Consider the following 25,844-nt stretch of genomic DNA (forward strand, 5'->3'; position numbering starts at 1 on the left):
ATGACCGCGCCCGGCGTTGGAATTATCACCGCGCTATCAGTTGTGTCGGCATTTGATGACGCATCGCGCTTCAAAAAGTCGTCAAGTGCGGGCGCATATCTCTGCCTGACGCCAAGACGATACGAGGCCGGCGAAACCAGTAGAAACGGACGTATCTCGAAGCAAGGCGACAAGATGGTGCGAAAGCATCTCTATGAGGCAGCGACAACCTTGCTGACGCGCAACCTGCGATCATCTCATCTGAAGACCTGGGGCTTGAAATTGGCCAAAGTGTCGGGCTTCAAAAAGGCACGCATTGCGGTCGCCCGAAAGCTTGCCGTCATTCTTCACACAATGTGGAAAACCAACACGTCATTCCGCTGGGACCAGTCGGCAGCATAGAAAGAGGTAAGCTGCTCAACTAAACCAGTATGGCGCGGATAAGGCCGTCCCTCTGAATGCACTGATCAGCGAAACAAGTGCGAGGACCACTTAGGCCGATCCGACCATCCGACGCCAACATGCGGCGACCCATGGAAGTCGACCGCGGAGAGAACCATGAACCCGGCGCGCGCGAAGGCATCAATCATAAAACTTGACCAATGCGATTAGAGAACTCCAGTGGGGGCACTCCACATAGCATCCACCATCCATTCCGGAGTGAATACTTCGCCATGATCGGCTACGCGTTTTTCCGACTTGATTAGGCTCATGGTTTATTCATGTCAGCAGGCAAAGCTTTATCCAATGGCGTATTGATTTATTTGGCGGATTGCCCGGTCGCTACCGCGTCAGCGTGTCGCTCACTCTAGCCGCTCAGCAATCCACATCTTGATCAGTGCCTGACGGGTGATGCCGAGCTTCTGGGCCTGCCGGTCCAGACCGGCGACGACCCAGGTCGGGAAATCCACGTTCACCCGCTTTGCCTCGACATTGAGGCGGCGCGCCTTTGTCCATCGACATGGGCGGACATGTCCTCGCCCGCGTCGAAGCGTTCGTCGAATTCAGTCGCCTTCATAGTGCTCAATCTCCTGCTTGCGAGCGCGGCGCACGGAGATGATCCGCACCCGGTCGCTCCCGGTATGTGTAGACAGCCCGTTCCAGGGTCTGGCCCCGATCATGCAAACCGCCATAAAGCGTGGCTCATCCGTGACGTTGGCAGGGGCCTCGATCAGATAAGGATCATCCCAGAGGGCCTGGGCTTCATCAAAGTCGATCCCGTGCTTTTCACGGTTCGCGGCGCTTTTGTCGGGGTCATACTCGAACTTCATAAGAGGCAATATATGTTGAAAATGGTATAATTACTATACTTCTCAGCCGCCCTACAGTTACTAGATTTACTCAGCTAAAAAGCGGCAACGCCGCCCGCATATCGTAAGGACATGCGGGCGGCGTTGCTGGCCAGTCAAGAGGCCTGTGCGAGTCCGTCACGCTATCACCTGAACATCGCCAGTTGCTGGGGCTCCACCCAATACCCGCGCTGACCCTTGGACGTTTCCAGTGTGACCAGAGCCGTGACGGCCTAGTCTCGTCCTCGAACCAATCCATCCAAGGGAGTGGAAAAGTTCTGGGGGTTCAGAGCGCGAGCAACCTATTCTCTTGCTGTCATGACTGACCCTTTCTGGTGACAGGGAGGGCGGGGGTATTTTCACCGTGGATTTGTATCGTAAGGTTCGTCTGGCGTGTCGGGGCGGCATGAGCAGGCGCGAGGCGGCACGTCATTTTGGGATTTCACCCAACGTCTATTCCGAACGAAAAAGGGGGCGGTGCGGCGCTCAGAAGCCCTTCACGGGCTGCTTTACGAGAAAAACCGGGCCGACGCGGGAGAGTTGAAAACTGGACAGGGCTGTAAAGCTAATAATACGATCCTGTCCCCGACCGGAATTTACACCCATTTCATCAATGGAATAACTGCGCCGACAAACTGACCATTTCGAGTGACGCATGGTTGGCATGCAATCAGCTCAGAAAAATCACTTGACAATGTTCTTGCCTAAGAAGCCGCAGAGCGAGGCAGTTCGATGTTGATCTCCAAGCTCGACATCTGATCGCCACGTTCCATGCTAACTTCAACGTCATCCTCTCCGATTGGGACATGTTTGCGGATCGCTGCCACGATGTCGCGCTGCAGCAGCGACAGATAATCGTTTTCTGCGGTGCCGCCCCCGCTGCGCTCATGCGCAAGCAGGATCTGCAACCGATCCTTCGCTGTCTCAGCACTTCTGGAGTGGCGCTGTTTGCGGCCAAAATTGAAAAAGCTCATGAGGCACGTCCAAACAACCGGTTCAACAGGGTGAGGCGGCGTTCCCCTTCGATCCGCATCTCGACCTCGTTTCCGATAAGGCGGCTTACAGCGTCCTCATAGGCTCGCCCGGCGGCGGATGGTTGATCAAGAACGACGGGCGTACCCATGTTGGAAGCGCGCAAGATTGCCTGGCTTTCGGGGATCACACCCAGAAGCGGAACCGCTAGGATTTCCAGCACGTCCTCAACAGTCATCATCTCACCGCTTTCTACCCGCGCCTTGTCGTGACGCGTCAGCAGAACCTGCGCCTTCACAGGCGCAACATCCTTACTTTCAGCCCGCCAAGTCTGGCTGCTCAGGAGACCTAGAACGCGGTCACTATCGCGCACGGAAGACACCTCGGGGTTGGTCACGACGACCGCTTCGTCGGCAAAGTACATTGCCATCTGGGCACCGTGCTCGATCCCCGCCGGGCTGTCGCAAACAATATAGTCGAACTCTTGCTTTAGTTCGTTCAGAACCTTTTCCACCCCCTCTTTCGTCAGCGCGTTTTTATCCCGTGTCTGCGAGGTTGGTAGGATGTACAGGTTGTCCAGCCGCTTGTCTCGGATCAGGGCCTGCTTTAGCCGGGCATCGCCTTGAATGACGTTTATAAAGTCGAAAACGACCCGGCGCTCGCAACCCATAGTCATGTCCAGATTGCGCAGCCCGACATCAAAGTCGATCACAACCGTCCGAAACCCCTGATTGGCCAGCCCTGCCGAGAGCGCGGCCGAGGAGGTGGTCTTGCCCACGCCGCCCTTGCCCGACGTGATTACGATGACCCGCCCAAGTGGCGGTTTTTCCTTCAATTCGATCGTCATCAAATTATCTCCATACGCAATTTTTCTTCTTCCAGATAGATGTGCACGCAGCCCAAGCGGGCTGCAGCCTCAAGCGTTTCGCTTGTTTGGTAGAGTCCGGCGATGGCCACCAGTTCTGCATCTAAGACCTGACAGAAAATTTTTGCGCTTTCGTCGCCCTGTACCCCGGCCATAGCACGCCCGCGCAAAGGACCGTAAACATGAATGGACCCACTCGCGATCAGTTCGGCACCTGAGGCGACAGAGCCAATTACTGTCAGGTCACCATGCTCGCTGACAACCGTCTGGCCGGATCGGACCGAAGCATGGTGAACCTTGTTCTTGCTGTTCAGACGTTCGGCGCGGGACTGACGCCGCCCCAGCTTATCCTCTGGCAGCGGCGCATTCTTGCCCGCCGGAACCTCAATTAACCCAAGTTCCTGCAATACGTCCGCCGGAACGCTGTCGCTGCTATGAACGCCAAAGACCCGCAGGTTGCGACGCCTCAGGTTAGCCAGAAGCGGGCTCAGACGGTTGGTCTTGGCGGTTCCGAGCGCGTTCGCGAGGTCGAGAACAATCGGCGCGTCGTCATAGAACTGCGGTGTTTTCTTCAATTGCACATCAAGATGTGCGTAGAAGGCATCCATATCCTCATCCGAGTCGATCCGAAGCGCGAGCGCCGTCAGGAACCGCCCACGGAACTGGAAAGGGGCTATGCTGGCCAACACGTCTCCGTGCCGGTCATTGGCGTATCGATATGACACTGATGCTCCTTCTCGCTGGCGGTTCACGAATCAAGACGGACCGCTCTTGTTAGGCGGTTATTCTTCACGAAACGGATACTGTGCGAAAGTCGTGTGAGGATCGTCAGCAAAAAGCCGCCACGACTTACACACCGTTGTCATAGTCACCAACAGATCTGCCGGAATGGCCAACTTGTTTGCGAAGCGGGGCTTGGCTAGGCGTCAAGTGCGAATAGGCGCGTTGCGCCCCTCCTTGAAGAACAGGCATACTACAACTTGAGTTGAAACTCTGCAACGCGACGGCAACTGCGGTTCATCGAGGTTCTTTAGGCACACGCGCCTCTCTCGGCTGATTTCCTCAACCTGATCGCAGAGAATTGCCCGCTGTATCTGTTCGACAATCCGCTTCCCATCCTCAAGGCGCAGCCCAAATCCTTCTGGGCAGGTCACCCGGTACGGTCGTGAAATGCCGTCAAGCTGGTGAATGCGCTTCTCACCATTATCAAAGGTTGTTTCGATTATAATCCGAACGTCCATGGCGACCCTCCTCGCAAAGACCTCACCTTAGCATGGACTGGAGAGACCCGAGGACCCCCATGTTTCGTACACTCCCCTAACGGGGTGCCGGACCGGGTTGTCATTGACAAGAGCGGTGCCAATTTGGCCGGCTTGATGGCCGTGAATGTGATCTTGAAATTCACTGGGAAGGGGCGCATCGTCACGATCCGGCAGGTCAAGTATCTCAACAATATTTTGGAACAGGATCACCGTTTCATCAAGCGAATTACCGGGCCGATGCTAGGCTTCAAGGCCTTCCACTCCGCCACCGCAACCATAGCTGGGATCGAGGTCGCTCACATGATCCGTAAAAACAATTCGCGGCGAACGGCACAGCTGCCTTTCAGCAATTTGCAGCGCTGGCGGCATAGTCACGTCCGCAGGATAGCCTTCTCAAATACTTGCAAAATTTGCGACGGAACCGGACACTGACACTTCATTCACAGTGCCAAGCACCACACCCTCTGAGCTCATTGCAATGATCGTTTCGCCCCGGGCCATGGCCTGCGTTACTGTGTTGACTGTCAGCCTGGCTCGTTTATCGGGACCGTAAACCAGAAAGTCGTACTGCCGCACTGATCGCTGTCGAATCCGATGGTGCCCCCTGTCTGCTCTACGATCTGTTTAGTGATGCTCAGCCCAAGACCGGTCCCACCCCTGGCCCGTGTCGCTGAAGACGTGGCCTGTGAGAAGGGCTTGAAGATTTGCTCGCGGAAGGTGACGGGAATGCCATCCCCTTCATTGGTAACTGAAACCTGGATGGCCTTCACCTGACCTTCGACGATCACGTTAATTGTGCTGCCCTTGTCAGCAAACTTTGCCGCATTCGTCAGAAGGTTCGCCATCACCTGCTGGAAGCGTTTCGGATCAATAAATCCGCGCAGCGACCTGTTCAGGCAAACAATATCAAACCGCACATCATACTTGTCCGCAGCGGTCATGTTGGTCAACACCGCCTCTTCAACCAATCCGACGATCTGGTGCAGGGATAGCGTAAACCGCATTTGCTTGGCAGAAAATTTCTCGAAATCCAGAATGTCGTTGACAAGAGCATGAAGACGTTTGCCGTTCTTTTGGGCGATGAACAGCAATCGTTACGCCTCGTCGGAAAATGGTTCCTCATTCATCGCCGACAAGAGTGTCAGCGACCCAAGTACCGATGTAAGCGGCGTCCGCAGTTCATGGCTGACATTGGCCACAAAATCGTTTCTAAGTTCACTTAGCCGCCTCTGCTCAGTCACATCGACGATTTGCGATATGAAGTGGTCCGGCTGGCCTTCGGCATCTCGCACGATGCCAACGCTGAGCAACCCCCACATTATCGCTCCGTTAGCCCGGATGTAGCGTTTCTCGGTTTGGTAGACCGGAATACTGCCTGACTTGAGGAGATCGAGATTAAACAGATCCCTATTCAGATCGTCAGGGTGTGTAAGTGTCTGGAAGTTGGTTCTTAAGAGCTCATCGGCAGAGTATCCAAAAAGTTTACAGAGAGCCGGATTTACAGCTAGCCAATCGCCATTTAGGTCAACGATTGCCTCGCCGACAGTCGCATTATTGAACGCCGATCTGAACTGTTCGACACTTCTGCGAAGAGCGTTCTCCGTTGTCTTGCGCTCAGTGATGTCTGTCAGTGCGCCAATGACACTCACTACTTTACCGACCCCATCCCGGCTGGCGATAGCTGCATCCGTTTTCATCCAACGCCACTGCGATCCATCCCTGGACCGCAACCGATATTCGCTACTTGCAAGCTCACTGATGCCTTCCAGACATAACCGGATGGGTTCCAGCGCCGTTTCGAGGTCGTCCGGATGCAGGCGCCCGTCCTTGGTCATCTTGCGGGCTCGAACTTCGGGAACAGCACGTCATTCTCCAGTCGGATGTGTTCGGTCAGATCGCCCACGAATTCCTCGAGGCCGTCATAGAGCGTGGCCCAGCTGGTGCACGCCCCGGCGGGCGTGGTCATGTCATGGGTAAGCCGCCGTATCTGGTCGATCTCATGCCCATGACTGTCGTGATCGGCACGCATCACCGCGATCGGATGTTCGAGGCCGGGGCCGCCACCTTTTCGGATCGCCGGAAAGAGGATCAGCTCTTCCTTCTTCATGTGCACCTCCATTTCGCCCACCATTCCAGCAAGGAGATCAGAGAGCCCCTTCGGAACGCCAGTGTCGTCGCAATGGAGGTCTTCGACCATTTCGGCCAATTTGACCAAGGCTGGCAGTTGCGCGCGATGTCGGGCGTGATAGCGCACCTCTATGTAGCGGGTCAGCGCGGCGGTGTCGTGAATGGGGGCTGCTTCGGTCATCGTACTCTTCTCCCTTCAGCACAGGTTGGGAACATCGTCCGGGGCGGCTTTCGCATCCTCAACCGCTATATGCAGCGAGCGGGCGATGCGTTCGGCACGCTCGATCACGTGCGAAGCACCCGAAGGCGTGCAGGTTTCCCGCGCCGTCGCGCGGAACAGACCAAGCCAGCGCTCGAAATGCGCCGCATCGACCGGCAGCCGGGCATGAGCCGGCACTGGCCGGCCGTGATAGCGCCCCGTCATCAGCGCGACGGATGACCAGAAGGCCACCATGCGGTCCAGGTGCGGCGTCCAGTCGGAGATCCGGGCCTCGAAGATCGGACCGAGGTCCGCGTCCCGGCGCACCTTGTCGTAGAAGCGCTCGACGAGTGAGCGCAGCACCTGCTCGTCGAGGCCTGTTTCGGCCATGATCGCCGCGGTCATTTCGGGTCTGGCCGATGCGATTTGTGGCCTATTGTCTTGGGGTGTCATCGATTGCTCCGGCATTTCGCTCTTGCAAAACATTCTATGTCTGGTAATCGGTATTGTAAATACCTATTCAAAGTGGAGATCAACGCAGATGCGCCTCACCTCCTTCACCGACTACGGTCTGCGCATGCTGATGCGCATGGCCAGCGAGCCCGAGCGCGCCTACTCCTCCGCCGAACTGGCCGATGAGTTTGGCCTGTCGCGCAATCACCTCGCGAAAATCATGCAGCGGCTGTCCCGCGGCGGATTGATCGAGACGCGGCGCGGTGGCGGCGGTGGCGCCGTGCTCGCAAAGCCCGCGAGCGAGCTCCGCCTCGGCGCAATCGTGCGGTTGCTGGAGGAGGGTCAGCCGCTCGTCGAGTGCTTCGCGGCCGACTCAGGCGATTGTTCGATTGATGGACAGTGCCGCCTGAAGGCACGGCTTCGCTCCGCCGAGGCTGCGTTTCTCGCGGATCTCGAAGGATCCACGCTTGCCGCCATCGCCCTGAATCCCGCCCGCGCGGCCTGAACCTACGAGACGAGAGACCGACATGATTGAAACCCTCACACTCCGAGAAAGACGCATCGGGCTCTGCCTGTCGGTCGCGCTGGCCATGCTCGGCCTGGCGATGGCGGCGGCCGCCAGAACGGGCCCAATGGCCGTGCATGGCGCCATGGCACTGATCCTGGGCTTGGTGCTTGTCTTCGCCATCGGCGGGGCGCTTTACGATCACCCCGAACAGGGAGAGGGGCGGCTGACCCGCTACTACGACGCGCCGACCCGTTTCGGGATCGTCATGACGCTGATCTGGGCTGTGATCGGCATGGGCGTCGGCGTCTGGCTGGCCGCGCTGATGTATTGGCCCGAGGCGACGCCGCCCTGGCCCGCGACAAGTTTCGGCCGGCTGCGTCCGGTGCACACTTCCGGTGTGATCTTTGGTTTTGGCGGCAACGCCCTGATCGCAACCTCGTTCTGGGTCCTGCAACGTACCTCTCGGGCGCGTCTCGCAGATGCGGTCAGCCCGTGGTTCGTGCTGATCGGCTACAACCTGTTCTGTCTCTGGGCCGCGAGCGGCTATCTGATGGGGTCCACGCAATCCAAGGAATATGCCGAGCCCGAATGGTACGCCGACATTTGGCTGACGATCGTCTGGGTGACGTATTTCCTGCTCTACATTCGGACCCTCGCGCGTCGGGCAGAGCCACATATCTACGTCGCCAATTGGTACTACATGGCCTTCATCCTGGTTGTCGCGATGCTGCACATCGTCAACAATCTCGCCTTGCCGGTCAGCTGGACCGCGGCCGAGAGTTTCCCGGTTTGGGCCGGCGTGCAGGACGCGATGATCCAGTGGTGGTATGGCCACAACGCCGTGGCGTTCTTCCTGACGGCCGGGTTCCTCGGAATGCTCTACTATTTCCTGCCGGTACGCGCGGGGCGGCCGATCTGGTCCTACCGGCTGTCCATTCTCAGCTTCTGGGGCATCGTGTTCTTCTACATGTGGGCGGGCTCGCACCACCTGCACTACACCGCCCTGCCCTATTGGGTGCAGACGCTGGGGATGACCTTCTCGGTCATGCTGCTGGTGCCAAGCTGGGCCTCGGCGGGTAACGCGATCGCCACGCTGAACGGCGCCTGGCACAAGGTGCGCGACGACGCGACACTGCGTTTCATGTTCGTGGCCGCCGTGTTCTACGGCCTGTCCACGTTCGAGGGCTCGTTCCTCGCCATCCGGCCGGTCAATTCGCTGTCGCACTACACGGACTGGACGGTCGGACACGTCCATTCCGGCACGCTGGGCTGGGTGGCGATGATCGTCTTCGGCGCGATCTACACGCTGGTACCGAAACTGTCCAACCGCGAACACATGGCTTGGCCCGCTGCGGTGGAGTGGCACTTCTGGCTCGCCGTCGTAGGGACGCTCGTTTACGTCGTTGCGCTCTGGAACGCGGGGATAACGCAAGGCCTGATGTGGCGAGCTTACGACGAGAACGGTGCGCTGTCCTACAGCTTCATCGAATCCGTCGAGGCGATGCTGCCCTATTACGCCGCGCGCACTCTCGGAGGGGCGCTGTTTCTCGCCGGTGCCATTCTCTGCGCGCTCAATTGCCGGGCCACCATGCGGGCGGCCGGGAACACGGTGGACGCCACTGACCGGCCACTCTTGGCCCAACCGGCGGAGTGATCACATGCTGAAGCTGCACTACAACCTCGAAAAGATCTCCTTGGGCCTCGTCGGCGCGATCATCGCCGTAGCCTCGGTCGGCGGCATCGTGGAGATCGTGCCACTCTTTACGATCGAGCAGACGGTGGACATCCCCGACGACCTGCGCCCGCACACGCCGCTGGAGCTTGCCGGGCGCGAGATCTATATCCGCGAAGGCTGCTACGCCTGCCACAGCCAGATGGTGCGTAGCCTCGCCGACGAGATCGACCGATACGGCCCCTATTCGCTTGCGGCGGAAAGCGCGTACGACCACCCGATGCTCTGGGGGTCTAAGCGCACCGGGCCGGACCTGGCCCGCCTCGGCGAGAAATATTCCGACGCCTGGCATGTCGCGCATCTGATCGACCCGCGCAGCGTGATCCCGGTATCGATCATGCCCGCCTATCCCTGGCTGATGCGGCCGCTAGACACCGATCTTCTCGAAGGGAATCTCGCGACACTAGCCCGCCTCGGCGTACCCTACGACGAGGCGATGATCGAGAATGCGCTCGCCGATACACGGGCGCAGGCCCGGCCAGACGGAGACGGGGTCGGCGACCTGCAGGAGCGATACGGCGAGGACATCGCCGTGCGGTCCTTCGACGGGGATCCCTCGCGCCTGACCGAAATGGATGCGCTCGTCGCCTATCTGCAATCGCTCGGCACGCTGACCGATGCCGCCGCCGACCTGCTCGCGGAGGACGCGCAATGAGCCCCGAATCCCTGGTGCTCTTCGCCAAGATATTCGGGCCGATCTGGATGGGCGGGTTCCTCCTGATCGTGTTCATCCGCGCCTACAATCCCCGGCGGCGAGCGGAACAGCAGCGCATCGCGCGGTCGATTCTGACCTCCGATAGCGCGAAGGAGCGGCGATGACGACAGATCCGAAGGCTTTGCCGGGCGCCGATCCGCATACCGGCAACCGCGAGGTTGATCCGGTCACCGGCTACGACACGACCGGCCACGACTGGGGCGGGATACGGGAATTGAATACACCCTTCCCGAAAGTGGCATTGATCGCTCTCGCGATTACGGTCGTCTATTCGGTTATCGCCTGGGTGCTGCTGCCCGCCTGGCCGCTCGGGCGCGACTACACGCGCGGGCTCCTCGGGCTCGATCAGGGCGAGATGGCGGTGGAGCGCCTGGACCTGATCGATTCCCGCCGAGGCGAGTGGCTTGCACAATTCGAAGATCCGGACTTCGGCCAGATCACGGCGGACGAGGCCCTGATGGCGCGCGTACGTCCCGCCGCCGACCGGCTCTACCAGGACAATTGCGCCGCCTGCCATGGTGCCGCGGGCCTGGGCGGCCCCGGCTTTCCGGTTTTGGCGGACGATCACTGGCTCTGGGGCGGAGACCCCGAAACGATCGTCGAGACGCTTCAGGTCGGCATCAATGCCACCCATCCGGATACAAGGTGGGCCCAGATGCCAGCCTTCGACTGGATGGAGCGACCCGATCGCCGCGCGCTGGCCGAGTATGTCGCGGAGCTCCCTGGTGGGGAGGCCGACCACGAGAGTCCGGCCGCCGTGCTTTTCGATGAAAACTGCGTCGCATGCCATGGAGACGGCGGTGGCGGCGGGTTGATGAACGGTGCACCTTCTCTGACCGACAATGCGGTGATCTACGGCCAGAACGCAGCAAGCGTGATGGACACGCTTCGGAACGGGCGCCAGGGCGTCATGCCACACTGGTCCGATCGACTGACCGACGCCCAGATCAACCTTCTGGCAGTCTATGTCTCAGGGTTTGGCAACGACGCGGAGGACGGCGATCCATGACCGCGACTGCGCAGAAACGGCTTGCCGTGCTCGCCGTCCTGTTGGCCGTGACGATCGTCGTCGGCGCCAACGGCCATCTGCTAGCGGTCGCCTTTCGCTCGCAGCCGGCCTGCGTCGCGGATGATCGCGCCGCCACACCCGCGAAACGCGCCTGCTAGGAGGCCCGCCAATGCTCGAACCGCTTCCAACACTCCGTCCGCCGCAGCGTCCCGCTTCCACTATGACACGAGGCCTGCCGGCCCGCGCGGCCCTCGACTGGCTGGCCGCCGGATGGCGAGATCTGCGCGCAGCACCGGGGCCGGGGTTGGTCTACGGCGCGCTCCTCGTCATGATCTCCTACGGCGTGCTGGGGGCGCTCTGGAGCACCGGACTGCTGTACTTGGCGCTGCCCGCGACCTCGGGGTTCCTGATCGTCGGGCCTTTCCTGGCCATCGGCCTCTACGAACAGAGCCGGCTGCGAGAAGAGGGCGGCCGCGCGACGCTGTTGCAGATGCTGCTGGCGCGCCCGGCGGCCGGAGCGCAGCTGGCCTATTCAGGCCTTCTTCTGGGGCTTCTCGTCCTTTTCTGGCTGCGCGCGGCGGATCTGCTCTACGCGCTGTTCTTCGGCCTTGCACCCCTTCCGCTCGCCGGCGACGCGCTCGCAAATGTTCTGACGACAGCCCCTGGCTGGGGGCTTCTCGTCGTTGGCAGCTTGGTCGGCGGGCTGTTCGCTTCCTTCGCTTTTGCGCTCAGCCTGTTCTCGGTTCCGATGCTGATGATTGAACGCCGCGATGCCCTGACGGCCATGGGTCTTAGTCTCGCGATGACCACGCGCAACCTCGCGCCCTGCCTTGCGTGGGGCGCGATCATCACTGCAGGTATGGCGCTGGCGGCCGCCACGGGACTGCTGGCGCTCGTCCTCGTCTTCCCCGTGCTCGGCCATGGAACGTGGCACGCCTGGCGCGCGATCGGCGGAGAGCCGGAATGACGGCCCTGCTGGTGCTGATACCCGTTTCAATCGGCATGGGATTGATCGGCCTTGGAGCATTCATCTGGGCCATGCGCCACCAACAGTTCGACGATCTCGAAGGCAACGCATGGCGGGTCATTGGCCAAATGGAAACCGAAGATGAGAAAGGAAAGCGCGATGACTGACTGGCTCCCCACGCTGAAGACAGCAACCCCTCAGGAAGGCTATGACCTTGCGGTCAAGATGGCGCGCGTCGCGGTGAAGATGACGCAGCCCGATGCCGATGTGCGCGACAAGCTACGCCCGATCTATGCCGAGGACGCCAATGCCCTGATCGCATCGAGCCAGGTCGTGGCCACGCATTTTGCTACGGTCGCGGCGGCCAACGACTACTGGAGGGCGCCAGATGACGACGATTGAACGGAACGGAAGCGACTTCGTCGTGCCTGCCGACTTGCTGGCGAGTACCTTCGGTCTGAGCGAAGCCGCAGTTCGGCAGGGCATGCGAACGAACAGGATCACATCCCAGTCCGAGACCGGCGTGGGCGAGGACGAGGGCCGCTGGAGATTGACGTTTTTCTATCAGGACCGGGCCGTCCGGTTCATTATTGATGAGCATGGCGAGGTGTTGAAACGTGCCGGTTTCCCGGTCCGCCGGAGAACGGTGCAGGAAACGCCGGCCACGACAGAACCTCGAAGAGAGTGACATGCGTGCCGATGTCCCGCCCTTCGAGGTGATGGCCCACACCTTCTGGCTTGGCGACGAGCCGATGGAAACGAGCCAGAGGATGTGAAGGTGTTGTCACCCCGACGACCGATCACGCGCGCATCAGCGCATAGGACGGATCGTAGGGCGACGGCGCGATTACTTCTGTGCCGACAATCTCGCCATAGGAGTCGAGGTCGATTTTCGTGCCAGGGACAGCCAGAGCCGGTTCGACGAAGGCATAGGCGAGGTTCATGCCGACCCTGTGGCCCCAGTCGCCCGAGGTGATGGTGCCGACGACTTTGCCGTCCTGCATCAGCGAGGCACCGCCGTGGGCCGGGGCGTTGGTGGCGTCGACCTTGAGCGTGACCAGCTTCTTGCGCGGGCCTTCCTCGATACGCTTGAGCAGCGCCTCCTTGCCGATGAAATCGCCCTTCTCGGGCTTTACGAAGCGATCGAGTGCGGTCTCGAAGGGGTCGAACTCGGTGATCAGGTCGGCCTTCCAGTGCATGAAGCCCTTTTCCATCCGCATCGAGTCGACGGCGCGTGCCCCGAAGAGCTTCAGACCAAAGGCTTCACCAGCCTTTCTGAGCGCGAGGTAGGCAGCATAAAGCGAGGCGTTGGGTACGTGGATCTCGTAGGCCAATTCGCCAGAAAAGCTGACGCCGAGAACCGTCGCCGGGGCGAAGCCGATGAAGCATTCCCGCACGCTGAGCCAGGGGAAGGCCTCTTTTGACCAGTCGCCGCGGGCTGCTGCTGAAAGCACGTCGCGCGCCTTGGGTCCGGCAAGAACGAGGATGGTCTGATCGTTGGTCAGACTGCGGATCTGCACGTCTTCATCAGGGTTCAGATGGGCGGTCAGCCAATCCATGTCGTGGTATTCGCTGGCTGCGGCGGACCCGTACCAGACCCGCGCCGGGCCACGGTCGGAGGCCGGAATATTGGCCACCGTGGCCTCGCCCTTTATATGTCCGTGATGGTTCAGCAGGTAGCCGAGGCCGACGCGACCGTCGCGTTTCGTCACTGCGCCGCAGAACATCCGGTCGAGGAAGGCGTGGCGGTCGGCGCCGGTGATCTCGAACCGGTTGAAGCCGTTGACCTCGCAGAGGCCGACGTTTTCTTGCACGTTCTTCACCTCGGCGGCGATGACGTCGAACGCCTCGTCGAAGTCGAAGCTGAGCGTGGGGTGAAAGTCGGGCGACGGTTTGATGTAGTCGACCCGCTCCCAGCCGTTCACAACGGTGAACTCGGCGCCCTCGGACGCGAAGATCGGCGTCAGGGGAGTGGTTTTGGCCGGGCGGCCTGCCGGGCGATGCTCATGCGGGAAGTGGAATCGGAATTCGTTCTGATAATCCTCGATCGCCTTGAGGGCGGTCAGTTCCACGTTTGTGTGACCGGTGAAGCGGCGCGGGTCGATGACCCAGGTGTCGTAGCAGGCTTCGCCGTGGACGATCTGTTGCGCGAGCAGCCAGCCGTGACCGCCGCCTTCGCCGAGGCCGGCGCGGAGACCGATGATGCAGAAGGCGTTGCGCTTGCCGGGGATCGGGCCGACCAGCGGCGCGCCGTCGATGGTATATGTGATCGGGCCGTTGACGATGGACCGGATGCCGGTTTCGGCCAGCGCGGGCATGCGTTCAAAGGCGCCTTCCATGACGTCCATCACGCGGTCGAGGTCGTCCGGGCACAGCGCGTTGACAAAGTTCGGGTCAATCCCGTCCATGCCCCAGGTCTTGCAGTCCTGTTCATAGAACCCCACGAGCAGGCCGTTCTTTTCCTGGCGGCTGTAGTAGTCCGAGATCGGACAGCGCAGCAGCGGCATGCGGTGGCCTGCCTCGACAATCGCGGGGATATCCTCGGTAAGGAAATACTGATGCTCCATCGACGCGACGGGGTGATGCACGCCCATCATCGCGCCCACCTCGTTCACGCGGTAGCCACAGGCGTTGACCACGATATCGCAATCGATATCACCCTTTTCCGTATGTACGGTCCAAGTATCGTCCTTGTGCTGGGTCAGCGCGGTCACAGGCGTTTCGCGGTAGACCTCCGCCCCGGCCTTGCGGGCGTGGTAGGCCAGCGCCTGACATAGCTGCGCCGGGTCGATATCGCCGTCCAGCGGATCCCAGAGCCCGCCCAGCAGATTGGTGGTCGAGATCAGAGGGTGACGGCGGGCACATTCCTCGGCATCAATCACCTCGAACTCGACGCCCATACCGCGCGCCATCGAGGTGAAATGGCGATAGCCCTGCATTTGTGCGGGCGTGTTGGCCAGCCGGATGCCGCCGTCAGCATGGTGATAGTTGATCGGATATTCGGGATCTTCAGACAGTTTCTTGTACAAGTTGATCGAATGCGTCTTCAGCCCCACCATCGTCTGGGTGCCGCCGAAATTCGTAACCTGCGCCGCGGAATGCCATGTCGTGCCCGAGGTTAACTCGTTGCGCTCGACCAGGACCACATCGGTCCAGCCTTCCTGTGTGAGGTGGTAAAGCGTCGAGCAACCGGCGATGCCGCCACCGATAACAACAACTTTGGTCCGAGATTTCATGGGGTGCGCCTCCGATACATGCTGCCGGGATAAGGGGGGGAACCTGACGGCCCCGCAATCTGGACACCGTCGGTTTCAAAAAATCTAAGTCAGCATTTGATTAAGTGAGATTAAGCGCGAAAGATTTGCCCCCCACTCACAGAACGCGCCACATGCGGGACACGCGGGAAGGATCGCCATGTCGGGCACACACGGGAAACGCACAGGACGCAGCGAGCGCATGGCGCTGCGCGCGGCAAAGCCGGTGATCGATCCCTGCCCGCCGGGGCAGATCGGCGGCAGCTACAAACCGCTCACTGACGAAGACATCCGCCGCATCTACTCCACCGCGCTCGACCTGCTGGAACGGCTTGGCATGGGCGAGGTGCCGCAGCGCCTTCAGGCCGATCTGATCGCCGCGGGTGCTGTGGACAACGGCGCCGGCCGGGTGCTGTTTCCGCCTGCGCTGGTGGAACGGGCCGTCGATCAGTCGGCATGCACATTTGTGCTGCATGGCCGCGATCCCGCGCGCTCCATCGAAGTGGGCGGCAACAGGGTCTACTTCGGCACAGGCGGTGCCGCGGTGCAGACGCTCGACCTGGACAGCGGGCTGTACCGACCCTCAACGCTCGCAGATCTGCATGATTTCACTCGACTGCAGGACGCGCTGGCCAATGTCAGCTGGTTCACCCGCTGTTGTGTCGCAACCGATGTTCCGGACAATCTGGATCTGGATATCAACACCGCCTATGCTTTGGTCAAGAACACCACCAAACCCGTTGCCACCTCTTTCACGCTGGCCGAACACGTGGCTCCGATTGTCGAAATGCTCGATATCGTTGCGGGCGGCCCGGGCGAATTTTCCAGACGTCCGTTTCTCAAGGCGCATATCAGCCCGGTGATTTCGCCGATGCGTTATGGCGAAGATGCGGTTGATGTGGTCTATGAATGCATCCGCCATAATATTCCGATGTCCTGCATTACCGCCGCGCAGGCGGGGGCGACCGCACCGGCCACCCTGGCGGGGTTTCTGGCGCAATCGCTGGCGGAAACCCTGGCCAGCCTTGTCATGGTGCATGCGATACAGCCCGGCTTTCCGATGGTGTTTTCCAACTGGCCGCTTGTGGTCGACCTGCGCACCGGGTCCTTTTCGGGTGGAAGCGGCGAAACCGCCGTGCTCAATGCTGCCTCGGCGCAGGTGTCGAACTGGCTGGGCCTGCCGTCGGGCGTGGCCTGCTCGATGACCGACGCCAAGGCTATCGATGCGCAATACGGGATGGAAAAAGGCATAACATCCATGGCTGCCGCACTGGCCGGGGCGAACCTGATCTACGAAAGCTCGGGCATGACCGCATCATTGCTGGGGGCCAGTTTCGAGGCATTTGTGCTGGACGACGAAATGCACTCGAATACCTATCGTACGTTGCGCGGGATCGAAGTGACCGACGACAACCTGGGCTTTGACGTGATCCGCGACGCGGTGCTTGGCCCGGGGCACTTTCTGGGCAGCCAGCACACGTTTTCCGCTATGGAGCGAGATTACTTTTACCCCAGGATCGCCGACCGCGAGGCGCCGCGCACCTGGGCCGAAAAGGGTGCGCAGGATGCCTGGGGCAAGGCGCGGGCGCGCGCGAAGGAAATCCTGCAAGATCATCGGCCGGTCTATCTGACCGAAGAGCAGGACCAAAAAATCCGCGCCCTGTTCAACATTCTTTGACGATGGGCTTCAGTCGAGCAGCTTGAAACTATCGGCAAGCCAGGGGTCACTGCGGTGAAACGGGGTTAGCGCGTGATCCCGGATCAGTTGGCGCATTTTGCTGTCTACCAGTTCGATCACTGACCGTGAGCAATCCGGCGTCGAGACCAGCGCCAAGGTGCGCGCGAAGTTCTTACCCGGCAAAAACCGGTGCATCCGCAACCTCGCTTGAAACCGCTTTGCGCGCGAGAACAAAAGCGGGGTGGTGATTGTCCAGCCGGCCCCGGCGGCGACCATGGCCATCAGGGTCTGGTTGTTGCTGCATTCGAACCGATGCGGCGACGTGACCCCGATCCTTCGCAATTGCGATTCGATCTGCCGGGCTATCATCAAGTTATTGGAAAAGCGCAGGAACGGAAGCTTGGTACGTCCTTCAACGATATCGCTCAGCGATTGCTCCGTGATCAGCGGCAGCACCGCCACAAAGGGATCGCGCAGCAGTGGCCTGTCGCGAAGATCGCTGAACCTTTCGTCGGGTGCTGTAGTGATGCCGATATCAAGCTGCCGGTTGCGCAGCATGTCGATAATCTCGTGGCTCGAATCCGTATGATACATGAAATCGCATGTCGGCATGCTGGTCGACAGGAACACCGCCAGTTCGGGGATGATGTCGCTGTCAAAATCCTCGATCGTTCCAAGCCGAAGATAGCTTGCCTCGGTCACGCTGCCGGCGGAAGCCTCGGCCTTGGCCTTGCGGATCGCGAGCAGCGCCTCTTCTATGTTGCGCAAGAAGGTCTGGCCCTTGGGTGTCAATACCATCGGCCTGCGGGAGTGATTGAACAACTCAACTCCCAAATGCTCTTCAAGCGCGCGCAGATGATGCGACACGGTGCTAACCGTCAGCCCGGCCTCCTGCGCGGCGGCTTGTAGAGACCCATCCCTCGCGCAGGTCTGAAACAGTTCCAGCGACTTGAGGCTGAGATCTTTGGAGGTGTTCAAGCGGGGCATGGGGCCTTTCGAGCGGAGCACGGTTTGGCGAAGCTTACGCGCAATTTTTGCGAATATAAATCTCAATAATTCTTACCAGGGAGGAAGTGTTCTGACCCTGTCCGGAAACGTGGAAGCGTCGATTTTTATAGATCCACTCGCACACCAAACCCGATAGGAGAGAATATGAAACAGATTATTCTGGCGTCCGCATGCACGCTCGGCCTTGCCGCGCCGGCCCTCGCGCAGAACTGCGGTGAAGTGACCATCACCCAGATGGACTGGGCTTCGGCCAATGTCGTCACCTCGGTCGCGAAGTTCCTGATGGAGCAAGGCTATGGCTGTGACGTCACGACCGTGCCGTCCTCGACCCCAACGGCGCTGACCGCGGTCGCCGAAACCGGCACCCCCGATATTCTGACCGAGCTTTGGGTCAACACCGCGCCCGCCTATGCCAAATTGGTGGAAGAGAGCAAGCTGGTCGAACTGGCCGACGTGTTGTCCGACGGTGGCATCGAGGGCCTGTTCGTACCTCAATACGTGGTCGATGCGCACCCCGAGGCGGCGACCCTCGAAGGTATTCTCGCCAATCCCGATCTGGTCGGACGCCGCTTTGACAATTGCCCCGACGGCTGGGCCTGCCGGACCGTGAACGACAACATGAACAAGGTCATCGATTTCCAAGGCGCCGGTATCGAGGTGTTCAACCACGGCTCCGGCGAAACCCTCGCCACCGCCATCGCGTCGGCCTATGCCGACAAGGAGCCCTGGTTCGGGTTCTACTGGTCGCCCACAGCCATTCTGGGCAAATATCCGATGGTGTTGGTCGACATGGGTGCCGATGACGCCGCCGTTCATGCCTGTAACAGCGATCCCGAATGCACTGAACCGGGAATTTCGGCCTATCCGCGCGCAGCGGTCAAGACCGCCGCCACCGCCACCTTCCAGGCACGCGAGCCCGAGGTGGCTGAACTGATGTCGCACATCTCATTCACGGGAGTGGAAAGGATCTGGGGTTCAAGCGGCGTTGAGGTGTCGGGTTGACAGTCTTCCGTCCAGAACGGCCGCTCTAACCGTAGCGACTATGTGGGCGCCCCTTGGTGACCACCGCATCCGCTGCTTCTTTCCCATTCGGACATTGGCGATTTCGTTGACCAGGCCTTCGGCCCGCGATGTCGAGACAGCTTTTCCTTGCCTCCGCCGGTGCCCGTAGTTGACGAGAGCGGACAGGTTATGGGTCAGGTAGGTCTGGAGGTCCATCGTTCGACCAGCTGCCGACATTGCCGCTTCCTTTGTGTCACCTGCAGCGCAATCGCGCGCCTGCATGGCAAACCGGAACAGGATTCCGAGTGCTTCCAGCGCACGGTGAGCCTGGCCATGCCAGATGCGCCATCGTAGCCGTTCCACAAGCGCCTCGACATCGGAGGTCTCGCTGTTTTCAAGCTGCGACAGCAGGGTTTGGAACGTTGTCTCTACGTGCCTGATGCGGGCGGATATATGCCACCAATCGAGGATGTGTTCGGCGTTTCCATTGATTGCGTTTCGCACAAGACGCGGAAGGGCGGGATCACCGTCGGACAACACTGTTATGGCTGAACCAGGGATCCAGCCTGCGGCTTTGAGATTGGACTTCAGGCACTCCAAGGGATGGTCAGCCCCTGCAAGACTCAATCCGAAACGGCGTTTGTTGCCTGTTTTGGTCTCGATCGATCCGACAATGACTTCAAAGTTCCGCCGTTGATATTCGGGTCTTGAGCGGACATAGGCGCTATCCAGAAATACTGTCATCTCGGATCTATCAGGTTGAACTTCCAAGGCTTTTTGAATTTCGGCACACTGGGTTTCCAAGCCATCCGCGACAGAGGCAAGACGGTTGCGAATTGTCGTGTGGTTTTGTCTGGCGCATGGTGTCATCGCATTTAGAATCCGCGCGGCCTCACGAAAACTGTGTCGCGCGGCCAAATCGGCCTGCAGCTTGCAAAGTTCAGGTGTCGCATTTCCGGGGAGCATGCGCGTGAGTGGCGAGAAGGCTGCTGTGCAGTTTGGAAAACCCGGGAAACGGCACATGCAGATGCGGATCCGTGGTGCCTCGACGGTTACACGGCCGAACAGAGTGTCTATCCGACGTGACCGGCGATCATGTATGGGCAAGTAGGTTTGGCAGGTCTGGCAAACCCGCTCAATCTCACTGATTTCCTCTACTTGATCTTGCAGAACTGCCCTTTGGATCTCTTTCAGGATTGCCTTCCCTTCGGCAAGGCTTAGCCCGAAATCCTCCGCGCATGCCTCTGTCGAACGCCGTTCCAGAACACCGACATCATGAACCCGACGCTCGCCCCAGCCAAATTCCGTTTCGATCCTAATTCGTACTTTCATCGTCAACCCTCCTGTCGTGACAGCAGGAGACTAGGTCGCCCTCGATCTGAAACCCCAGAACTTTTCCACTCCCGTTTCCTTTCGTCTACTTGCGCAGGTATTTTACCAGCGCCGCAATCGCGAGACCGACCAGCACAAGGATAACGATCATCCAGAGCCAGCCAAAGCCCATCCCGAAACCCATACCATAACCGTTCATCATCATAGCTCCCTGATCTGTGTTGGGGTTATCCCCGCCAACCGGCTTCGAACCGGCTGGCGGGGCGAAGTACCTGTCAGTTGTTGCCCATCATGCCATGCCCCATGCCCTGCATGCCACCTTGGTGCCCGCCCATGTGGTTTTGCATCATTTCCGCCATCGCCGCCATTTCTCCCTCCGTGACCTGCGCGTCGCCGTCGCCGTCGTGCATCTGGAAGGCGCGCACCGTCATCGGCCGGGTGTGGGCTGCATGCATCACCGCAAACTCCTCCAGCGACAAGGTGCCGTTGGCGTCGGCGTCATAGGTCTTGAGTTCGGCCTGAATACCGGCCGTCAATTCCTCGGGGCTGAGTGTGCCGTCCTTGTCGGTATCGAACGTCGCCATGGCATAGCTTTGGCCGCCGCCCATCATGACCATGGCACCACCCTTCATGCCGCCATGCTGGCCCATGCCCATGCCCATGCCACCTTGCATCATGCCACCTTGCTGCATCTGGCCCTGTTGGGCGACGACCGGCACGGCAACAGCGGCCACACCAAAGATTGCAACGGTTGCGAGGGCAAATTTTGTCGAACGTTTCATTCTGTCTCTCCTGGATCAGATTGCGATGGATCCAATCTGGGGGTTAAGTATCCCACAGGTTTGTCAGGGGGACGCCTGTTTTGTATCAAACTGTCGCAAGCAATTGGGCTGAGAGAGGTTTGCGAAAATCTTTTGTCTGCAAAGCCAACAGGTTCAGCTAGGGTCAACCTCAGGAGAGAAGATGATGACCCAGCCGCCCCATATTCTGATCGTCGATGACCACCGTGAGATTCGCGATGCATTGGTGAAGTATCTTGAAAAAAACGGCATACGCGCGACGTCTGCAGCAAATGCCGTGGCCATGGATGTGGCGATGAAGGAGGGCCAGTTCGATCTGATCGTGCTGGATGTGATGATGCCCGGCGAAGATGGCCTGTCGGTCTGCCGACGTTTGCGCGCACAGGGGGGTATCCCGATCCTGATGCTGACAGCATTGGGGGATGAAACCGACCGCATCGTCGGGCTGGAGGTCGGTGCGGATGACTACCTGCCCAAACCCTTCAACCCACGCGAGTTGTTGGCCCGGATCAAGGCGATCCTGCGCCGGTCAAACCGGGCCGAAGTGGTTGGCGGCAACCTTACCGGGCACAGGTTGGCCTTCGACCGCTGGGTGCTTGATACCGACCGCCGGACACTAACCAGCGCCGATGGTGCCGATGTCGCACTGACCACTGCCGAGTTCCGCCTGCTGACGGTATTTCTGGAACGGCCACGTTTCGTGCTCAGCCGTGAACAACTGCTTGATCTGACTTCGGGCCGCGCCGCACAGGTCTTCGACCGCACCGTCGACAACCAGATCAGCCGCCTGCGACGCAAGATCGAGGCCGATCCCGCCAAGCCCGCGCTGATCGCCACCGTCTGGGGCGGTGGCTACAGCCTTGCGGCCGATGTGAGGGCGGTGTCGTGAAGTCGCGCTTTCCCCTCCTTAAAAGGCTGTTTCCGCAATCCCTGGGCGGTCAGCTTCTAATCATGTTGCTCTTGGCACTGGCCATCACGCAGGGTCTAGGCCTTGTGCTTTTGACCGACGAACGGAACCGCGCGGTCCGTGCGGCCCTAGGGCTGGAGGCGGCCGGGCGCGCGGCAAATGTGGTTTTGCTGCTCGACAGCGCGCCGGCAGATCTGCGCCCCTCCATCCTGCGGGCGGCGGACTCGCCGCTTGTCAGGTTTGAAGTCGACCCGGAGCCGGAAGCGCCCCACACCAGCGCAGAAGGCGACACGGTCCTGCGCCAGATCCGCCAGATCCTCGGCGAACCGCAACGCGATGTCCGCGCCGATGTTCATGCGCTGCCCGTCACCTCCTTACCAATGCCCGACGGCATGCCCGCCACCATGCGACCCATGCACGAGGCAATGATGGCCGGACGGACCGACCCCATCGAGTTGACGCTGTCGATCCGGCTGGCGGGGGGCGATTGGCTGAACGTGCGCACGATGTTCCACCGCCCCAGCCTGCAACTTACGCCGCAAGCCCTGGTGCCGGTGCTGTTGATGGCGGTGGCTGTCGCCCTAGTGGCATGGTGGACCGCGCGGCGTGTTGTTGGTCCGATGCGCGCCCTTGCCATAGGGGCCGACCGGCTGGGTCGCGGTCTTGAGGCAGATCCGCTACCATTGGCTGGCCCATCCGAGGTGCAGGAAACCACGCAGGCCTTCAACCGGATGAAAGACCGACTGACCCGTTTTGTGAATGAGCGCACGCATATGCTCGCAGCCCTCAGCCATGACCTGCGCTCGCCCCTGACCGCGATGCGTCTGCGGATCGAGATGCTGGACGAAACTGAAGACAGTGTCCGACTGAAGGCACTTGTCGAGGAAATGCAGGCCATGGTCGAGGCCACGCTGGAATTTGCGCGCGGCGTCGCGAAGGCGGAACCGGCTTCTGTGGTCGATCTTGCCGCGCTGCTGGGCGATCTGGTGTGCGACGTTGGAGGGGACCGGGCCACGCTTGCCCAGTCACCCCCTCTGCCCGTGGCAGTCCGCGCTCATGCGCTGAACCGCGCGCTGCGCAACCTGATCGACAATGCGGTTCGATATGGCGGCGAGGCCACGGTGACGTTGACGCAAGCACCGGGAATGGCCGTCATCAACATCGCAGACAAGGGGCCAGGACTGCCCGCCGATCAGCTTGAAGCAGTCTTTGAACCCTTCGTCCGCCTTGAAGTATCACGCAGCCGCGATACGGGCGGTGTCGGCCTGGGCCTCGCCATCGCCCGGACCATCATTCAGGCCCATGGCGGAACGGTGACGCTGCGTAATCGTCCTGAAGGTGGAGTTGAGGCGGTAGTGACATTGCCAACGGGAGAGGCCTGATGGGCCTGCCGCTGGAACTGTGGATAGAAGGCCATCCATCACATCGCACGCTTCACCCGTAAGTACCTATCAGTGTTTCTATTGGTGTTGTCACGTTAACGCCCTGCACATTGCTGGCCGAGGGTTGTCAGCATAGTTGGTGGCGATGCGAAATCAAGACATCCGCTACAAGCGCCACCGGTTTCCACCCCAGATCATCGCTCATGTCGTCTGGCTCTACGCCCGGTTCAACCTGAGCTTCCGTGAAGTCGAAGAGTTGATGTTGGAGCGCGGCATCGACGTTTCGTACGAGACGATCCGGCGCTGGACGGTAAAGTTTGGCCCGCTGATTGCCCGTACTCTTCGGCGACGACAACCGCGCCCCGGCGATGTCTGGCGCCTGGATGAAGTCGTTGTGAAGATCGCGGGCCGGTCCTTCTGGCTTTGGCGAGCCGTTGATCAACACGGCGTCGTCCTTGAGGAGATCCTACAGCCCAAACGGATCATTACGGACAAATTACGATCCTACGGTGCCGCCAAGCGCGAGGTCGCACCTGGCCTGGATCATTGGTCCCACAAAGGACTCAATAACCGAGCCGAGAACAACCATCTGCCCTTTCGAAAACGCGAGCGGGTGATGCAGGGCTTTCGATCGCCGGGCGCACTACAACGCTTCGTGTCCATACAGTCCGCCACCCGCAATTGCTTCTCCGTGCCAGCCCGCCGCCGCTCCGCCATCGCCATCCGCTACCACCGGCTCGAAGCACTCGAGGCATGGAAAATCGCGGCCAATGTCGCTTAATGTGAGATCGGCACGCCAACCTGAAGACTGGTTGAGTTAATGTGACAACACTCCTGACCCTGCTCAACGATCCGCCATATGCAATTTATCGGGCAACATTACCGATTGATTCTATAATGTTTCTATAGTTGTATCGATTGTGTGGCATATCCCTCTCTCCAGAGAAATGACTGTTTAAAAAAACAGTCATGGTATGCCACCCCTTTGGGGATCATTTCGAGGTTCCGCATATTACCGTGATCTTGGCAAAAGTTCGACGATGTTCCGAATTTTCTTTACCGAGCATTTCTTGGGTAACGCCTATGTCAACTGGTCTGCCCCCATCGAGTGGTCCGATATGAATGTTAGTGCATGGTCGGCCTTTGGTCTATTGGGACGATGCTTTTGGGCGCTGGTGGACGGTATCCCAGAGGGTTCTGTCGCAAATTTTCAACATGGTTGAGATCAGGCTTGCGCCGGACATAATTATGCTGCGAGCCGGGCGAACTGCTGGAATGCGGTCATGCAATTGTTGTCGAATTGCCCTTTGCGGATCATGTGCGCGATCTCGATGCCCTCAAGGGTTGCGGACGCGGAATGAAAGGCTTTGAAACCGAGCATTCGACCCGTGATGCGCTTGATGAACCGATGATCCTGCTCGAGGATATTGTTCAGGTATTTGACCTGTAGGATTTTTATGGTCTCTCCTGTACCGGTGAATTTGAGGATTACATCCACAGCTTCCAACCCCGCAAGATTGGCGCCGCTTTTGTCGATAACGATGCGGTCGGGGACACCGTTGGTGCCAATGGCGCGCCGGAAGAAGCGCCGCGCCGCCGGCTTGTCGCGGCGCTCAGACAGCATAAAATCAAGGGTTTGGCCGTTCCGGTCCACCGCGCGGTAGTGATACATCCACTTGCCCTTAACCTTGATATACGTCTCATCCATACGCCACGACTTCGCTGTCGGTCGCTTTTTCGTTTGTGCCTGAGCCGCGATTAAAGGGGAGTACCTGACCACCCAGCGGTTCATCGTTGCGTGGTCAACATCGACACCGCGCTCGTGCATTATCTCCTCAAGATCACGATAAGAAACCGGATATCGCAGATAGAAAAACACTGCAAACAAGATCACCAATTTCGGATAATGCGCGCCCTTGAAGTCAACCATCGTCACCGTCCAATCCTCCCTGCGAAGTCTCCTTATAAAGCGCTGCAGCATACCAGGCGACCAGAATGCCAGAAATATTTGCGACAGAATCGGTTTGATCGACGGCGTTTCTCTTGGGGTCTTTCTGGGCTTGTTTCTGGGCAAGCAAATCGGAGTGCTTGGAGCGACTTGGATTGCCGTGAAACTGAACCTTGGTGAGTTGCCGCCAGGAGTGACCTACCGGCATATCTACGGAGCGGCCCTGCTGGCGGGCGTCGGCTTCACGATGGGCTTGTTTGTCACAGCACTCGCGTTCGACGCGCCAGCCTTGGCCGCCAGCGCGCGGCTGTCAATTCTGGCCGGGTCCAGCCTCTCGGCTATTGCGGGACTCACCGTTTTGGCGCGTGCAAGGCAAGGACAGTAATTGCACACCTTGTTCCAGAGCAGCCTAATTTTGACGGTCGCTACAGTTCCGGCAACCATTTTTCGCTGATC

The 25,844-nt window shown here is 59.8% G+C and carries 31 protein-coding genes and 2 pseudogenes; 18 read left to right on the top strand and 15 right to left on the bottom strand.

Annotation, left to right across the window (positions count from 1 at the left end; translation table 11 throughout):
- Positions 1-381: an IS110 family transposase gene (locus tag ROS217_RS20620; protein WP_009819762.1), complete on the top strand. Its 381-nt coding sequence runs from the start codon at positions 1-3 to the stop codon at positions 379-381.
- A gap of 401 nt (positions 382-782) precedes the next feature.
- Here the strand turns inward: ROS217_RS20620 and brnA are convergent, their stop codons facing one another.
- The 6 genes and pseudogenes from brnA to ROS217_RS24190 all read right to left on the bottom strand — a co-directional run.
- A complete protein-coding gene (gene brnA, locus ROS217_RS25140; protein WP_441295884.1) occupies positions 783-983 on the bottom strand; it encodes a type II toxin-antitoxin system BrnA family antitoxin in 201 nt (66 codons plus the stop codon).
- Positions 984-1,250, bottom strand: a complete 267-nt coding sequence (locus ROS217_RS20630) for a BrnT family toxin (protein WP_009819765.1) — start codon at positions 1,248-1,250, stop codon at positions 984-986.
- Positions 1,251-1,972: 722 nt separating this feature from the next.
- On the bottom strand, positions 1,973-2,242 hold the full coding sequence (gene minE / locus ROS217_RS20635; RefSeq protein ID WP_009819766.1) for a cell division topological specificity factor MinE: 270 nt from the start codon (positions 2,240-2,242) through the stop codon (positions 1,973-1,975).
- Positions 2,239-3,087: a septum site-determining protein MinD gene (gene minD / locus ROS217_RS20640; RefSeq protein ID WP_009819767.1), complete on the bottom strand. Its 849-nt coding sequence runs from the start codon at positions 3,085-3,087 to the stop codon at positions 2,239-2,241. The genes minE and minD overlap by 4 nt, the downstream gene beginning before the upstream one ends.
- Positions 3,087-3,794 (bottom strand): septum site-determining protein MinC, encoded by a 708-nt coding sequence (minC, locus tag ROS217_RS20645; RefSeq protein WP_009819768.1) that lies wholly within the window; start codon positions 3,792-3,794, stop codon positions 3,087-3,089. Before minC ends, minD begins: the two co-directional genes overlap by 1 nt.
- A gap of 345 nt (positions 3,795-4,139) precedes the next feature.
- Positions 4,140-4,346, bottom strand: a pseudogene (locus ROS217_RS24190) (ISKra4 family transposase); the annotation flags it as partial.
- A 78-nt stretch (positions 4,347-4,424) separates the two neighbouring features.
- Here ROS217_RS24190 and ROS217_RS20650 point away from each other — a divergent pair.
- A pseudogene (locus ROS217_RS20650) lies at positions 4,425-4,738 on the top strand (DDE-type integrase/transposase/recombinase); the annotation flags it as partial.
- 153 nt (positions 4,739-4,891) lie between these two features.
- Here ROS217_RS20650 and ROS217_RS20655 read toward each other — a convergent pair.
- Genes ROS217_RS20655 through ROS217_RS20670 form a run of 4 tightly spaced genes read right to left on the bottom strand, consistent with a single transcriptional unit; the run spans position 4,892 to position 7,098 of the window.
- Positions 4,892-5,458 (bottom strand): sensor histidine kinase, encoded by a 567-nt coding sequence (locus ROS217_RS20655; RefSeq protein ID WP_009819771.1) that lies wholly within the window; start codon positions 5,456-5,458, stop codon positions 4,892-4,894.
- Between the two features lie 3 nt (positions 5,459-5,461).
- Positions 5,462-6,202: a PAS domain S-box protein gene (locus ROS217_RS20660; RefSeq protein ID WP_009819772.1), complete on the bottom strand. Its 741-nt coding sequence runs from the start codon at positions 6,200-6,202 to the stop codon at positions 5,462-5,464.
- Entirely contained in the window at positions 6,199-6,675 is a 477-nt protein-coding gene (locus ROS217_RS20665) for a hemerythrin domain-containing protein (RefSeq protein ID WP_009819773.1), read from the bottom strand. The genes ROS217_RS20660 and ROS217_RS20665 overlap by 4 nt, the downstream gene beginning before the upstream one ends.
- Positions 6,676-6,690: 15 nt before the next feature.
- Entirely contained in the window at positions 6,691-7,098 is a 408-nt protein-coding gene (locus ROS217_RS20670; RefSeq protein WP_157046733.1) for a group III truncated hemoglobin, read from the bottom strand.
- Positions 7,099-7,234: 136 nt separating this feature from the next.
- Between ROS217_RS20670 and ROS217_RS20675 the strand changes: the two genes are divergently transcribed.
- The 10 genes from ROS217_RS20675 to ROS217_RS20710 are packed head-to-tail and all read left to right on the top strand — an operon-like array spanning position 7,235 to position 12,765.
- Complete coding sequence (locus ROS217_RS20675; RefSeq protein WP_009819775.1) at positions 7,235-7,651, top strand: Rrf2 family transcriptional regulator; 417 nt, start codon at positions 7,235-7,237, stop codon at positions 7,649-7,651.
- A 22-nt stretch (positions 7,652-7,673) separates the two neighbouring features.
- Positions 7,674-9,308 (top strand): cytochrome-c oxidase, cbb3-type subunit I, encoded by a 1,635-nt coding sequence (gene ccoN, locus ROS217_RS20680; RefSeq protein WP_009819776.1) that lies wholly within the window; start codon positions 7,674-7,676, stop codon positions 9,306-9,308.
- A gap of 4 nt (positions 9,309-9,312) precedes the next feature.
- Positions 9,313-10,041, top strand: coding sequence for a cytochrome-c oxidase, cbb3-type subunit II (gene ccoO, locus ROS217_RS20685; protein ID WP_009819777.1), 729 nt, complete (start codon positions 9,313-9,315; stop codon positions 10,039-10,041).
- The gene (locus tag ROS217_RS23730; protein WP_009819778.1) at positions 10,038-10,205 is read left to right on the top strand and encodes a cbb3-type cytochrome c oxidase subunit 3; all 168 of its coding nucleotides are present in this window, start codon (positions 10,038-10,040) and stop codon (positions 10,203-10,205) included. The genes ccoO and ROS217_RS23730 overlap by 4 nt, the downstream gene beginning before the upstream one ends.
- On the top strand, positions 10,202-11,110 hold the full coding sequence (ccoP, locus tag ROS217_RS20690) for a cytochrome-c oxidase, cbb3-type subunit III (RefSeq protein WP_009819779.1): 909 nt from the start codon (positions 10,202-10,204) through the stop codon (positions 11,108-11,110). Before ROS217_RS23730 ends, ccoP begins: the two co-directional genes overlap by 4 nt.
- Positions 11,107-11,268, top strand: a complete 162-nt coding sequence (locus ROS217_RS24470; RefSeq protein ID WP_009819780.1) for a hypothetical protein — start codon at positions 11,107-11,109, stop codon at positions 11,266-11,268. Before ccoP ends, ROS217_RS24470 begins: the two co-directional genes overlap by 4 nt.
- Before the next feature lie 11 nt (positions 11,269-11,279).
- Positions 11,280-12,077: a DUF2189 domain-containing protein gene (locus ROS217_RS20695; protein ID WP_040651961.1), complete on the top strand. Its 798-nt coding sequence runs from the start codon at positions 11,280-11,282 to the stop codon at positions 12,075-12,077.
- Positions 12,074-12,244 carry a cbb3-type cytochrome oxidase assembly protein CcoS gene (ccoS, locus tag ROS217_RS20700; RefSeq protein ID WP_009819782.1) on the top strand — a complete coding sequence of 57 codons (171 nt, stop codon included), beginning with the start codon at positions 12,074-12,076 and terminating at the stop codon, positions 12,242-12,244. Before ROS217_RS20695 ends, ccoS begins: the two co-directional genes overlap by 4 nt.
- Positions 12,237-12,479 (top strand): hexameric tyrosine-coordinated heme protein, encoded by a 243-nt coding sequence (locus tag ROS217_RS20705; RefSeq protein WP_009819783.1) that lies wholly within the window; start codon positions 12,237-12,239, stop codon positions 12,477-12,479. The genes ccoS and ROS217_RS20705 overlap by 8 nt, the downstream gene beginning before the upstream one ends.
- Positions 12,466-12,765 (top strand): DUF6522 family protein, encoded by a 300-nt coding sequence (locus tag ROS217_RS20710; protein WP_009819784.1) that lies wholly within the window; start codon positions 12,466-12,468, stop codon positions 12,763-12,765. Before ROS217_RS20705 ends, ROS217_RS20710 begins: the two co-directional genes overlap by 14 nt.
- 112 nt (positions 12,766-12,877) lie before the next feature.
- Here the strand turns inward: ROS217_RS20710 and ROS217_RS20715 are convergent, their stop codons facing one another.
- Complete coding sequence (locus ROS217_RS20715; RefSeq protein ID WP_009819785.1) at positions 12,878-15,313, bottom strand: GcvT family protein; 2,436 nt, start codon at positions 15,311-15,313, stop codon at positions 12,878-12,880.
- 178 nt (positions 15,314-15,491) lie between these two features.
- Between ROS217_RS20715 and ROS217_RS20720 the strand changes: the two genes are divergently transcribed.
- Positions 15,492-17,009 (top strand): trimethylamine methyltransferase family protein, encoded by a 1,518-nt coding sequence (locus ROS217_RS20720; protein ID WP_040651963.1) that lies wholly within the window; start codon positions 15,492-15,494, stop codon positions 17,007-17,009.
- A gap of 9 nt (positions 17,010-17,018) precedes the next feature.
- Here the strand turns inward: ROS217_RS20720 and ROS217_RS20725 are convergent, their stop codons facing one another.
- A complete protein-coding gene (locus ROS217_RS20725; protein WP_009819787.1) occupies positions 17,019-17,996 on the bottom strand; it encodes a LysR family transcriptional regulator in 978 nt (325 codons plus the stop codon).
- Between the two features lie 165 nt (positions 17,997-18,161).
- Here ROS217_RS20725 and ROS217_RS20730 point away from each other — a divergent pair, with 165 nt between their 5' ends.
- Positions 18,162-19,019, top strand: coding sequence for a glycine betaine ABC transporter substrate-binding protein (locus ROS217_RS20730; protein ID WP_009819788.1), 858 nt, complete (start codon positions 18,162-18,164; stop codon positions 19,017-19,019).
- Here ROS217_RS20730 and ROS217_RS20735 read toward each other — a convergent pair.
- Complete coding sequence (locus ROS217_RS20735) at positions 18,993-20,351, bottom strand: ISKra4-like element ISRssp6 family transposase (protein WP_009819789.1); 1,359 nt, start codon at positions 20,349-20,351, stop codon at positions 18,993-18,995. The two genes, ROS217_RS20730 and ROS217_RS20735, sit on opposite strands and share 27 nt — an antisense overlap.
- Before the next feature lie 275 nt (positions 20,352-20,626).
- Complete coding sequence (locus ROS217_RS20740; RefSeq protein WP_009819791.1) at positions 20,627-21,133, bottom strand: hypothetical protein; 507 nt, start codon at positions 21,131-21,133, stop codon at positions 20,627-20,629.
- A 181-nt stretch (positions 21,134-21,314) separates the two neighbouring features.
- Here ROS217_RS20740 and ROS217_RS20745 point away from each other — a divergent pair, with 181 nt between their 5' ends.
- The 3 genes from ROS217_RS20745 to ROS217_RS20755 all read left to right on the top strand — a co-directional run bounded on the left by ROS217_RS20745 (position 21,315) and on the right by ROS217_RS20755 (position 24,221).
- The gene (locus ROS217_RS20745; protein WP_009819792.1) at positions 21,315-22,040 is read left to right on the top strand and encodes a response regulator; all 726 of its coding nucleotides are present in this window, start codon (positions 21,315-21,317) and stop codon (positions 22,038-22,040) included.
- A gap of 62 nt (positions 22,041-22,102) precedes the next feature.
- On the top strand, positions 22,103-23,440 hold the full coding sequence (locus tag ROS217_RS20750) for an ATP-binding protein (protein ID WP_009819793.1): 1,338 nt from the start codon (positions 22,103-22,105) through the stop codon (positions 23,438-23,440).
- A gap of 145 nt (positions 23,441-23,585) precedes the next feature.
- The gene (locus ROS217_RS20755; RefSeq protein ID WP_009819794.1) at positions 23,586-24,221 is read left to right on the top strand and encodes an IS6 family transposase; all 636 of its coding nucleotides are present in this window, start codon (positions 23,586-23,588) and stop codon (positions 24,219-24,221) included.
- Positions 24,222-24,686: 465 nt separating this feature from the next.
- Here the strand turns inward: ROS217_RS20755 and ROS217_RS20760 are convergent, their stop codons facing one another.
- Entirely contained in the window at positions 24,687-25,370 is a 684-nt protein-coding gene (locus ROS217_RS20760) for an IS6 family transposase (RefSeq protein ID WP_009819795.1), read from the bottom strand.
- Positions 25,371-25,464: 94 nt separating this feature from the next.
- Here ROS217_RS20760 and ROS217_RS20765 point away from each other — a divergent pair, with 94 nt between their 5' ends.
- Positions 25,465-25,773 carry a Na+/H+ antiporter NhaA gene (locus tag ROS217_RS20765; protein WP_009819796.1) on the top strand — a complete coding sequence of 103 codons (309 nt, stop codon included), beginning with the start codon at positions 25,465-25,467 and terminating at the stop codon, positions 25,771-25,773.
- The last annotated feature ends 71 nt before the right edge of the window (positions 25,774-25,844 follow it).

It is taken from the genome of Roseovarius sp. 217 (genome assembly GCF_000152845.1).
In the GTDB taxonomy this organism is placed as follows: Bacteria; Pseudomonadota; Alphaproteobacteria; order Rhodobacterales; family Rhodobacteraceae; genus Roseovarius.

Coding starts and splice junctions, on each gene's coding strand:
- ROS217_RS20620 (WP_009819762.1), top strand. CDS start 1: ATGACCGCGCCCGGCGTTGGAATTATCACCGCGCTATCAGTTGTGTCG.
- ROS217_RS20630 (WP_009819765.1), bottom strand. CDS start 1,250: ATGAAGTTCGAGTATGACCCCGACAAAAGCGCCGCGAACCGTGAAAAG.
- minE (WP_009819766.1), bottom strand. CDS start 2,242: ATGAGCTTTTTCAATTTTGGCCGCAAACAGCGCCACTCCAGAAGTGCT.
- minD (WP_009819767.1), bottom strand. CDS start 3,087: ATGACGATCGAATTGAAGGAAAAACCGCCACTTGGGCGGGTCATCGTA.
- ROS217_RS20660 (WP_009819772.1), bottom strand. CDS start 6,202: ATGACCAAGGACGGGCGCCTGCATCCGGACGACCTCGAAACGGCGCTG.
- ROS217_RS20665 (WP_009819773.1), bottom strand. CDS start 6,675: ATGACCGAAGCAGCCCCCATTCACGACACCGCCGCGCTGACCCGCTAC.
- ROS217_RS20670 (WP_157046733.1), bottom strand. CDS start 7,098: ATGACCGCGGCGATCATGGCCGAAACAGGCCTCGACGAGCAGGTGCTG.
- ROS217_RS20675 (WP_009819775.1), top strand. CDS start 7,235: ATGCGCCTCACCTCCTTCACCGACTACGGTCTGCGCATGCTGATGCGC.
- ccoN (WP_009819776.1), top strand. CDS start 7,674: ATGATTGAAACCCTCACACTCCGAGAAAGACGCATCGGGCTCTGCCTG.
- ccoO (WP_009819777.1), top strand. CDS start 9,313: ATGCTGAAGCTGCACTACAACCTCGAAAAGATCTCCTTGGGCCTCGTC.
- ROS217_RS23730 (WP_009819778.1), top strand. CDS start 10,038: ATGAGCCCCGAATCCCTGGTGCTCTTCGCCAAGATATTCGGGCCGATC.
- ccoP (WP_009819779.1), top strand. CDS start 10,202: ATGACGACAGATCCGAAGGCTTTGCCGGGCGCCGATCCGCATACCGGC.
- ROS217_RS24470 (WP_009819780.1), top strand. CDS start 11,107: ATGACCGCGACTGCGCAGAAACGGCTTGCCGTGCTCGCCGTCCTGTTG.
- ROS217_RS20695 (WP_040651961.1), top strand. CDS start 11,280: ATGCTCGAACCGCTTCCAACACTCCGTCCGCCGCAGCGTCCCGCTTCC.
- ccoS (WP_009819782.1), top strand. CDS start 12,074: ATGACGGCCCTGCTGGTGCTGATACCCGTTTCAATCGGCATGGGATTG.
- ROS217_RS20705 (WP_009819783.1), top strand. CDS start 12,237: ATGACTGACTGGCTCCCCACGCTGAAGACAGCAACCCCTCAGGAAGGC.
- ROS217_RS20710 (WP_009819784.1), top strand. CDS start 12,466: ATGACGACGATTGAACGGAACGGAAGCGACTTCGTCGTGCCTGCCGAC.
- ROS217_RS20715 (WP_009819785.1), bottom strand. CDS start 15,313: ATGAAATCTCGGACCAAAGTTGTTGTTATCGGTGGCGGCATCGCCGGT.
- ROS217_RS20720 (WP_040651963.1), top strand. CDS start 15,492: ATGTCGGGCACACACGGGAAACGCACAGGACGCAGCGAGCGCATGGCG.
- ROS217_RS20725 (WP_009819787.1), bottom strand. CDS start 17,996: ATGCCCCGCTTGAACACCTCCAAAGATCTCAGCCTCAAGTCGCTGGAA.
- ROS217_RS20730 (WP_009819788.1), top strand. CDS start 18,162: ATGAAACAGATTATTCTGGCGTCCGCATGCACGCTCGGCCTTGCCGCG.
- ROS217_RS20735 (WP_009819789.1), bottom strand. CDS start 20,351: ATGAAAGTACGAATTAGGATCGAAACGGAATTTGGCTGGGGCGAGCGT.
- ROS217_RS20740 (WP_009819791.1), bottom strand. CDS start 21,133: ATGAAACGTTCGACAAAATTTGCCCTCGCAACCGTTGCAATCTTTGGT.
- ROS217_RS20745 (WP_009819792.1), top strand. CDS start 21,315: ATGATGACCCAGCCGCCCCATATTCTGATCGTCGATGACCACCGTGAG.
- ROS217_RS20750 (WP_009819793.1), top strand. CDS start 22,103: ATGTTGCTCTTGGCACTGGCCATCACGCAGGGTCTAGGCCTTGTGCTT.
- ROS217_RS20755 (WP_009819794.1), top strand. CDS start 23,586: ATGCGAAATCAAGACATCCGCTACAAGCGCCACCGGTTTCCACCCCAG.
- ROS217_RS20760 (WP_009819795.1), bottom strand. CDS start 25,370: ATGGTTGACTTCAAGGGCGCGCATTATCCGAAATTGGTGATCTTGTTT.